Annotated in this window: 7 protein-coding genes and 1 pseudogene; 6 read left to right on the top strand and 2 right to left on the bottom strand. The window is 60.3% G+C overall.

Annotation, left to right across the window (positions count from 1 at the left end; all coding sequences use genetic code 11):
- Positions 1–223 (bottom strand): annotated as a pseudogene (locus tag WBK19_RS03960) (OmpA family protein); the annotation flags it as partial.
- Between the two features lie 55 nt (positions 224–278).
- Positions 279–1,613, bottom strand: coding sequence for a TRZ/ATZ family hydrolase (locus WBK19_RS03955; protein WP_511287141.1), 1,335 nt, complete (start codon positions 1,611–1,613; stop codon positions 279–281).
- Positions 1,614–1,711: 98 nt separating this feature from the next.
- On the opposite strand from WBK19_RS03955, the gene gyrA reads away from it, so the two are divergent.
- Genes gyrA through WBK19_RS03925 form a run of 6 tightly spaced genes read left to right on the top strand, consistent with a single transcriptional unit; the run spans position 1,712 to position 8,784 of the window.
- Complete coding sequence (gene gyrA, locus WBK19_RS03950) at positions 1,712–4,360, top strand: DNA gyrase subunit A (RefSeq protein ID WP_511287139.1); 2,649 nt, start codon at positions 1,712–1,714, stop codon at positions 4,358–4,360.
- Positions 4,361–5,446, top strand: a complete 1,086-nt coding sequence (gene serC / locus WBK19_RS03945) for a 3-phosphoserine/phosphohydroxythreonine transaminase (protein WP_511287137.1) — start codon at positions 4,361–4,363, stop codon at positions 5,444–5,446.
- A 28-nt stretch (positions 5,447–5,474) separates the two neighbouring features.
- Complete coding sequence (gene pheA, locus WBK19_RS03940; protein WP_511287147.1) at positions 5,475–6,554, top strand: prephenate dehydratase; 1,080 nt, start codon at positions 5,475–5,477, stop codon at positions 6,552–6,554.
- Positions 6,555–6,564: 10 nt separating this feature from the next.
- Positions 6,565–7,653 carry a histidinol-phosphate transaminase gene (gene hisC, locus WBK19_RS03935; protein ID WP_511287135.1) on the top strand — a complete coding sequence of 363 codons (1,089 nt, stop codon included), beginning with the start codon at positions 6,565–6,567 and terminating at the stop codon, positions 7,651–7,653.
- A gap of 4 nt (positions 7,654–7,657) precedes the next feature.
- Positions 7,658–8,527: a prephenate dehydrogenase gene (locus WBK19_RS03930; protein ID WP_511287133.1), complete on the top strand. Its 870-nt coding sequence runs from the start codon at positions 7,658–7,660 to the stop codon at positions 8,525–8,527.
- Positions 8,527–8,784 (top strand): hypothetical protein, encoded by a 258-nt coding sequence (locus WBK19_RS03925; RefSeq protein ID WP_511287131.1) that lies wholly within the window; start codon positions 8,527–8,529, stop codon positions 8,782–8,784. Before WBK19_RS03930 ends, WBK19_RS03925 begins: the two co-directional genes overlap by 1 nt.
- Positions 8,785–8,811 lie beyond the last annotated feature (27 nt).

Genomic DNA, 8,811 nt, shown 5'->3' with positions numbered 1-8,811 from the left:
AGGCTTCCTTCGGCAGCAGGTCCTTGTCGCACTCGCAACCGGCCTTGTCGGCGGCAGCAGCGGCCGGGGTCCAGTAGCCATCACGCCAGCACAGGCCGAAACCGGACTTGGCGACGACGTCACGCTGGTCAATCAGGTAAACGCGTTCTTGGGCAACAGCGGTAAAACCGATACCGGCCAGCAGGGCCAGAACCAGAGATTTCTTGGCGATATTTTTGATCATTGTTTTCCCTCGTTGAAGAAAATTTGAAAATCTTTAACCCGCGTAATGGCGAAGCTCAAGGCTGCCGGCGGACTTCCAAACCATTTTGCCATAGTGCAACGGCCGATTCCAAGTGCTTTTGGTCGTTGTTGAGTAAAGTTTTGTGGTCTACGCAACACTTTCCGGCCACCCATACATGACTGACGCATTCTCGCCCGGCAACATTGACCAGATGTGACAGCGGATCGAAACATGGGCGCATTTCAAGAGTGCTGAGGTCGACCGCACAAAGGTCGGCGGATTTGCCGGGAGTAATCGAGCCGATTTCCTTGCCCAGGCCCAAGGCGTTGGCTGCGTTGAGGGTTGCCATGCGCAGGATGTCGCGGGCGGGTAGGGCGCTGGCATCCCCTGTCAGTCCTTTGGCGAGGAGGGAGGCGAGGCGCATTTCGCTGAACATGTCGAGACGATTGTTGCTGGCTGCGCCATCGGTGCCTAGTCCGACATTGATGCCAAGTTGTCGCATCCGCGCCACAGGCGCAAAGCCGCTGGCCAATTTGAGATTGGATGTCGGGCAGTGGGCAATGCTGGATCCGGTGGCCGCCAGTAACTGCAATTCGTCTTCGTCGAGGTGTACGGCGTGCACGCCGATGAAATTGGGGCCAAGCTGACCAAGTTGCCGTAAGCGTTCTAATGGCCTCCGATTGTGTTGCTTGAGGCTTTCCTCAATCTCCTGTCGAGTTTCATGGATGTGGCAATGCACTGGCAGGTTCATCTGCTCGGAAAGCGTCAGGATGCGGTCGAAGGTGCTGTCGGCAACGGTGTAGGGGGCGTGCGGGGCAAGGCAGAAACCGATCAGCGGGTCGTTTAGCCAGGTTTCGCGAACAGCCAGTCCCTTGTTAAGGTAATCGTCGGCGTCGCTGGCGTAGGGGGTAGGGAATTCCAGCGCGATGATTCCGAGCATGGCGCGCATGCCGGCCTCGGAAGCGGCGGCTGCGGCGGCCTCGGGGAAGAAATACATGTCGTTGAAGCAGGTGATGCCACCTTTGAGCATTTCGGCGCAAGCGAGGCGGGTGCCGTCATAGACGAACTGGGCCGACATGTGAGCAGTTTCAGTCGGCCAGATGTGTTTTTGCAGCCAGTCCATGAGTGGCAGGTCGTCGGCCAGGCCGCGCATCAGGGTCATGGCGGCGTGAGTGTGCAGGTTGATCAGGCCGGGGATCAGGATGTGATCCGGCAAGTTGACATGCTTTCCCGGCGCAAAGCGGGCGTGAGCTTCGCCACTGGGCAAAACTGCCAGAATGCGACCGTTATCGACGGCGACGGCATGGTTGGTCAGCACGAGATCGGATTCGACCGTCGCAATCCAGCGGGCGTCGATCAGCAGGTCGATGACTTGGGGTGTTGTTGTCATGTAAAACGGGGTCTGTACGGTTAAGTTGGCGTGTTAAAATAGCAAATTACGCTTGAATCAACTAATAAGGCATCGCGCAAGCGGTGCGACTGTGAGACATGGACCAATTCGCCAAAGAAACATTGCCGATCAGCCTCGAAGACGAGATGCGGCGTTCTTATCTCGATTACGCGATGAGCGTGATCGTTGGCCGGGCGTTGCCGGATGCGCGCGACGGCCTGAAGCCGGTGCATCGCCGGGTGTTGTTCGCGATGCACGAGCTGAACAACGACTGGAACAAGGCGTACAAGAAATCGGCGCGTATCGTCGGTGACGTGATCGGTAAGTACCACCCGCACGGCGACACGGCAGTCTATGACACGATCGTCCGTATGGCGCAGAATTTCTCGCTGCGCTACATGCTGGTCGATGGCCAGGGCAACTTCGGTTCGGTCGACGGCGATAACGCGGCGGCGATGCGTTATACCGAAGTCCGTATGGCCAAGATCGGCCATCAACTGCTCGAAGACCTCGACAAGGAAACAGTTGATTTCGGGCCGAACTACGATGGCTCGGAAAATGAGCCGCTGGTCATGCCGGCGCGCATCCCCAATCTGCTGATCAACGGTTCGTCCGGTATCGCGGTGGGCATGGCAACCAACATTCCGCCGCACAACCTCAATGAAGTCATCGCCGGTTGTCTGGCCATGCTGGAAAACCCGGCGATCACCATCGAGGAGCTGATTGCCTACATCCCGGCACCGGACTTCCCGACGGCTGGCCTGATCTACGGCATGACCGGCGTGCGCGAGGGTTACCAGACAGGCCGGGGCCGCGTCATCATGCGCGCGCGGACGCACTTTGAGGACATGGAAAAGGGCAATGGTCGGCAGGCGCTGATCGTCGACGAGATTCCCTACCAGGTTAACAAGAAGTCGCTGATCGAGAAGATCGCCGAACTGGTCAACGAGAAGAAAATCGACGGCATCTCCGATATCCGCGACGAGTCGGACAAGTCGGGCATGCGCGTCGTCATCGAACTGAAGCGCGGCGAAGTTGGCGAAGTCATCCTCAATAATCTGTACAAGCAGACGCAGTTGCAGGACACCTTCGGCATGAATATGGTGGCGCTGGTCGACGGCCAGCCGCGCTTGCTCAACCTGAAGCAGATGCTCGAATGCTTCCTGTCGCACCGTCGCGAAGTCATTACGCGGCGCACCGTTTTCGAACTGCGCAAGGCGCGCGAACGCGGCCACATCCTTGAAGGTCTGGCTGTCGCACTGTCCAACGTCGATGAAATCATTGCCCTGATCAAGGCGGCACCGACGCCGGCCGACGCCAAGCGTGGCCTGATGGAGCGTCACTGGCGCAGTCCGGTGGTCGAGGAAATGCTGGTGCGTGCGGCTTCCGACGCTTCGCGTCCGGATGGCTTGGCGCCGGAATTCGGTTTGTCCAGTCAAGGTTATTTGCTCTCGGAAGCCCAGGCGCAGCGCATTCTTGAAATGCAACTTCAGCGCCTGACCGGCCTCGAACAGGACAAGATCGTTGGTGAGTACAAGGACGTCATGGCCAAGATCCTCGATCTGCTCGACATCCTGGCCAAGCCGGAACGCATCACCGAAATCATCGTCACCGAACTGGTGGCGATTCGCGAACAGTTCGGCGACGAGCGCCGCTCGGAAATCATCCTGCAGACGCACGAACTGAGTCTGGAAGACCTGATCACGCCGCAGGACATGGTCGTTACGCTGTCACACGGCGGCTACATCAAGGCCCAGCCGCTGGCGGACTATCGCGCCCAGCGCCGGGGCGGTCGTGGCAAGCAGGCGGCGGCGATCAAGGAAGAGGATTTCGTCGATCATCTGTTTGTTGCCAACACCCACGATTTCATCCTGTGCTTCTCGAATCGCGGCCGTTGCTACTGGCTCAAGGTTTATGAAGCGCCGCAGGGCAGCCGGGTCAGCCGCGGCAAGCCAATCGTCAATCTCTTCCCGCTCGAAGAGGGCGAACGGATCAACGCCGTGCTGCCGGTCAAGGAATTCTCCGACGACCAGTTTGTGTTCATGGCGACCGTTATGGGTACCGTCAAAAAGACCCCGCTCTCCGATTACTCGAACCCGCGCAAGGCCGGCATCATTGCTGTCACGCTGGATGAGGGCGATTACCTGATTGGCGTCGAGCTGACCAGCGGGACGAGCGATATCGTGCTCGTTTCCAATGCCGGCAAGGCCGTCTGGTTCGACGAAGAAGATGTCCGTCCGATGGGCCGTGGTGCCCGTGGCGTGCGCGGCATGCGCCTGATGGAAAATCAGTCGGTGATTTCGCTGCTGGTTGCCGATAACGACCAGCAGACCGTGCTGGTTGCCACCGAAAACGGCTTTGGCAAGCGCACTGTGCTGGCTGATTTCCGCCATTCTGGTCGCGGCACGCAGGGCGTTCGCGCCATTGCCGATAGCGAGCGCAACGGCATCGTCGTTGGCGCCAAGCTGGTCAATGACGAAGACGAAATCATGCTGATCACCACCGGTGGCGTGCTGATCCGGACCCGGGTTGCTGAAATCCGCGGTATGGGCCGGGCAACGCAGGGCGTCACGCTGATTTCGCTGGATGACGGCGAGAAGCTGGCCGGTCTGGAGAAGGTTGCTGAATCGGTGGCCGAGGTTGATGCTGAAGTCGAAGTTGACGCTGAATCGGTGAATCCCACGGTCAACCCGGAAAATGAGCAAAATCCGGAATCGTCTGAACCCAACGAAGGTGGAGAAGCATAAATGAGCCGCATCTGGAATTTCAGCGCCGGTCCGGCTGCTCTTCCCGAGGAAGTCCTGCGCCAGGCGCAGGAAGAACTGCTCGACTGGCATGGCGCGGGTTGCAGCGTCATGGAGATGAGCCATCGCGGCAAGGAATTCGGCAGCATTCTCGGCCAGGCCGAAGCCGACCTGCGAGAGCTGATGGGCATTCCCGAGCAGTACAAGGTGCTTTTCCTGCAGGGCGGGGCGACGCAGCAGTTCGCGCAGATTCCGATGAACCTGCTGGCCGGTCGTTCGGCTGACTACATCGTGACTGGTTCGTGGTCGAAGAAGGCGTTCAAGGAAGCGCAGCGCATCGGCGATGTCCGTTGTGCCGCGACGACCGAGAGCAGCGGCTTCTCCCGCCTGCCGATGGCTGAAGAGATCAAACTCGATCCGTTCGCCGCCTACCTGCACGTGTGCACCAACGAAACGATCCACGGCGTCGAAATTCCGGCCGAGCGCATTGCCGATACCGGTGTGCCGCTGGTCGCCGACATGTCGTCGCATATCCTGTCGCGGCCGGTCAATGTCGAGAAATTCGGCCTGATCTACGCCGGCGCGCAGAAGAACATCGGGCCGTCCGGTTTGACGCTGGTCGTTGTTCATCGCGACCTGCTCGGCATGGCGCCATTGAACATCCCGACGGTCATGGATTACGCCGTGATGGCCGAAAACGGCTCGATGCTCAACACGCCGCCGACCTTCGGCATCTACATTGCCGGCCTGGTTTTCCAGTGGCTCAAGCGGCAGGGTGGCTTGTCGGGCATTGCCACGGTCAACGCCGAAAAAGCACGAATTTTGTATTCCGCCATCGACGATTCTGAGGGCTTCTACACTAACCCGGTCGATCCCGATTGCCGCTCGGCCATGAACGTGCCGTTCATCCTCAGCAATGCCGATCTCGACGCGGCTTTCCTGGCCGAGGCCAAGGCAGCCGGCGTGCTCGGTTTGAAGGGACACAAGTCGGTTGGCGGCATGCGCGCCTCGATCTACAACGCCGTGTCGCTGGAAGCCGTGCAGGCGCTGGTGGCATTCATGAACGATTTCGCCAAACGTAACGGTTGAGTTTATGAGCGACCAGCAGCAAACCGACTTGCAAAAAGCCTTGGCCGGCGTGCGCGCCGAAATCGACGGTATCGACAGCGAGTTGCTGCGCCTGCTCAACCAGCGCGCCCGTTGCGCCCAGAAGGTTGGCGAGATCAAGGCCGAGCATGGCGAGGCCGGACATATTTACCGCCCGGAGCGAGAAGCCCAGGTCTTGCGTCGCCTGCAGGACGCCAATCCCGGCCCGCTGCCCAACGAAAACATCACCTTCTTTTTCCGTGAAGTGATGTCGGCCTGCCTGTCACTGGAAGAGCCGCTCGGCATTTCCTTCCTTGGGCCCCTCGGCTCCTTTACCGGCAGCGCGGCGACCAAGCATTTCGGCCATGCCGCGCGCTTGCTGCCGCAGGCGTCGATTGATGACGTGTTCCGCGAAGTCGAATCCGGCCACGCCCATTACGCCGTAGTGCCGGTCGAGAACTCGACCGAAGGGGCGGTCGGCCGGACGATGGATCTGCTGCTCGGCACGCCGCTTAAGATTTGTGGCGAAGTGGTGCTGCGCATCCATCAGAACCTGCTGACCCACGAAACCGATCTGTGCAAGATCACCAAGGTTTATTCGCACGCGCAGTCGCTGGCTCAGTGCCACGAATGGCTCAATCGCAACCTGCCGGGCATTCCGCGCATTTCTGTGTCGAGCAATTCGCTGGCTGCCCAGATGGCGGCCGAAGAGTCAGGTACGGCAGCGATTGCCGGCGTCGCTGCGGCCGAACGTTACAACCTGCCCAAGCTGGTCGAAAACATCGAGGACGAGCCGAACAACACGACGCGCTTCCTGATCCTCGGCAAGCACGACGCGGCCATTTCCGGCCGTGACAAGACCTCGTTGATCATGTCGGCACCAAACCGCACCGGCGCCCTGCACGAACTGTTGCTGCCCCTGTCGACGGCGGGCGTTTCGATGTGTCGCCTGGAGTCGCGTCCCGCTAAGAACGCGCTGTGGGAATACGTTTTCTACGTCGATATCGAAGGTCATCACGACGAGTCGGCGATCAAGGCCGCGCTGGAAAAACTGGCTGGCTACGCCGCCTATCTGAAAATTCTCGGGTCCTACCCGGTTGCCGTTTATTGAGGAAGTTTCAATGAGTCTTGCTGATCAGGCGCTGCCTTACGTGCGCGCCATTTCCGCCTACCAGCCGGGCAAGCCGATCACCGAACTGGCACGCGAAATGGGCATTCCGGTTGAAAGTATCGTCAAACTGGCCTCCAACGAAAATCCGCTGGGCATGAGCCCGAAGGCGAAAATAGCGGTCGAGGCAGCGATCAGCGGCGTCGAGCGCTATCCAGATCAGTTCGACCTGATCAAGGCCGTCGCCGAACGTTGTGGCGTGGCGCAAGGTCAGGTTGTTCTGGGCAACGGCTCGAACGACGTGCTCGATCTGGTTGCCCGCGTTTTCCTGGCACCCGGTCGCTCGGCTGTGTTTGCCCAGCACGCCTTCGCCGTTTATCCGCTGGCCACCATTTCGACGGGTGCCGAATTGATCTCGACGCCGGCCAAAAACTACGGCCACGATCTCGATGCCATGCGCGCCGCCATCCGGCCCGATACGCGCATTATCTGGATCGCCAACCCGAACAATCCGACTGGCAATTTCGTGCCGTATCCGGAAGTGCGCGCCTTTCTCGAAGCGGTGCCGAAGGATGTCGCGGTCGTCCTCGACGAGGCCTACAACGAATATCTGCCGCCGGAAGATCGTGTCGATACAGCAAGCTGGATCAAGGATTTCCCCAATCTGGTCGTCTGCCGCACGATGTCGAAGATCTACGGTCTGGCCGGCCTGCGCATCGGTTACGCGCTAGCTTCGGCCGAGGTGGCCGACCTCATGAATCGCGTTCGCCAGCCCTTCAACGTCAATAACCTGGCGCTGGCCGGCGCATTGGCCGCGCTGGATGACGACGAATTCCTGCTGGCCAGCTACGAGCTGAACCGGCGCGGCATGGCGCAGATCGTCGCCGGCCTGGAAAAACTGGGGCTGGAGTACATCAAGCCCCACGGCAATTTCGTCACTTTCAGGGTGGGCGATGGTGCCGGGGTCAATCAGAAGCTCCTCAAGCAGGGCGTCATTGTCCGGCCAATCGGCGGCTACGGCCTGCCGGAATGGCTGCGCGTGACCATCGGCAGCGAGCCGGAAAACGCCCGTTTCCTCGAAGCGCTGGAGCAGGCGCTCTAAGACCATGGCCGAATTCGGCAAAGTCGTCGTCTTTGGCACCGGCCTGATCGGCGGTTCGTTCTCGCTTGCCCTCAAGGAAGCGGAAGCGGTCGAGGAGGTAGTTGGTTTTGGCCGCACCCCGGCCACCTTGCGCAAGGCGCAGGAACTGGGCGTGATCGACCGGGCCGGCATCAACCCGACCCACGAAATCGAGGATGCTGACATCGTTCTGGTGGCGACGCCGGTGGCCCAGATGGCCGATATTTTCGAACGTATCGGACCGTATCTTGGCCCAAATACCATCGTTACCGATGGTGGCTCGACCAAGGGCGACGTCGTCGCTGCGGCGCGGGCTGCGCTAGGAGACCGTATCGGCCAGTTCGTGCCAGCACACCCGATTGCCGGCGCCGAAAACAGCGGCCCGGCGGCGGCGCGCTGGGATCTCTATCAGGGCAAGAAGGTCGTCGTCACACCATTGGCGGAAAACAGCGACGAAGCGCTCGACCACATCAAGCGCGCCTGGTCGCTGTGTGGTGCCGATATCTACGAACTGACGCCGGAAATGCACGACCGCGTCTTTGCGGCGGTCAGCCATCTGCCGCATTTGCTCTCCTACGCGCTGGTGCATCAACTGGCCGTGCGCGATGACGCCGATCTGTTCTTCACTTTTGCTGCCTCTGGCTTCCGTGACTTCACCCGCATCGCTGCCAGCCACCCGGAAATGTGGCGCGACATCTGCCTCGCCAATCGCGAAGCGCTGCTTGGCGAACTCGACTGCTACCGGGCCCAACTCGACGAACTGCGTACTGCGCTCGCTCGAAACGATGGCGAACGCCTCGAAGAAGTCTTCGGCATCGCCCGCCGCGCCCGCCGCGACTGGGCCGGCGAGGGCTGATGCGCCGGCTGTATCACGCGCTGCTCATTGGGTTGGCGCTGATGCAGCAGACCCTTGCTGCGGCCGAAGCGCCGGCCATTTTGCTGGCCAATGTCTATCGCGATCAGGTCGACGTCTCACGTTATCTGGCCAGCGAAAAACTCGATGGCGTGCGGGCAATTTGGGGTGGGCAGGCGCTGCGTTTCCGTAGCGGAAAAACCATCAACGCACCGGGCTGGTTTCTCGCCGGTCTGCCGAAAGTGCCCCTCGACGGCTAACTGTGGATCTCCCGCGGCCAGTTCGAG

Source organism: Azonexus sp. (assembly GCF_049652925.1).
Taxonomy (GTDB): domain Bacteria; phylum Pseudomonadota; class Gammaproteobacteria; order Burkholderiales; family Rhodocyclaceae; genus Azonexus.
This window is presented reverse-complemented; position numbering and strand designations above follow the sequence as displayed.

Bases quoted from the DNA above. Each gene is read 5' to 3' on its own strand.
- WBK19_RS03955 (WP_511287141.1), bottom strand. From the start codon at position 1,613: ATGACAACAACACCCCAAGTCATCGACCTGCTGATCGACGCCCGCTGG.
- gyrA (WP_511287139.1), top strand. From the start codon at position 1,712: ATGGACCAATTCGCCAAAGAAACATTGCCGATCAGCCTCGAAGACGAG.
- serC (WP_511287137.1), top strand. From the start codon at position 4,361: ATGAGCCGCATCTGGAATTTCAGCGCCGGTCCGGCTGCTCTTCCCGAG.
- hisC (WP_511287135.1), top strand. From the start codon at position 6,565: ATGAGTCTTGCTGATCAGGCGCTGCCTTACGTGCGCGCCATTTCCGCC.
- WBK19_RS03930 (WP_511287133.1), top strand. From the start codon at position 7,658: ATGGCCGAATTCGGCAAAGTCGTCGTCTTTGGCACCGGCCTGATCGGC.
- WBK19_RS03925 (WP_511287131.1), top strand. From the start codon at position 8,527: ATGCGCCGGCTGTATCACGCGCTGCTCATTGGGTTGGCGCTGATGCAG.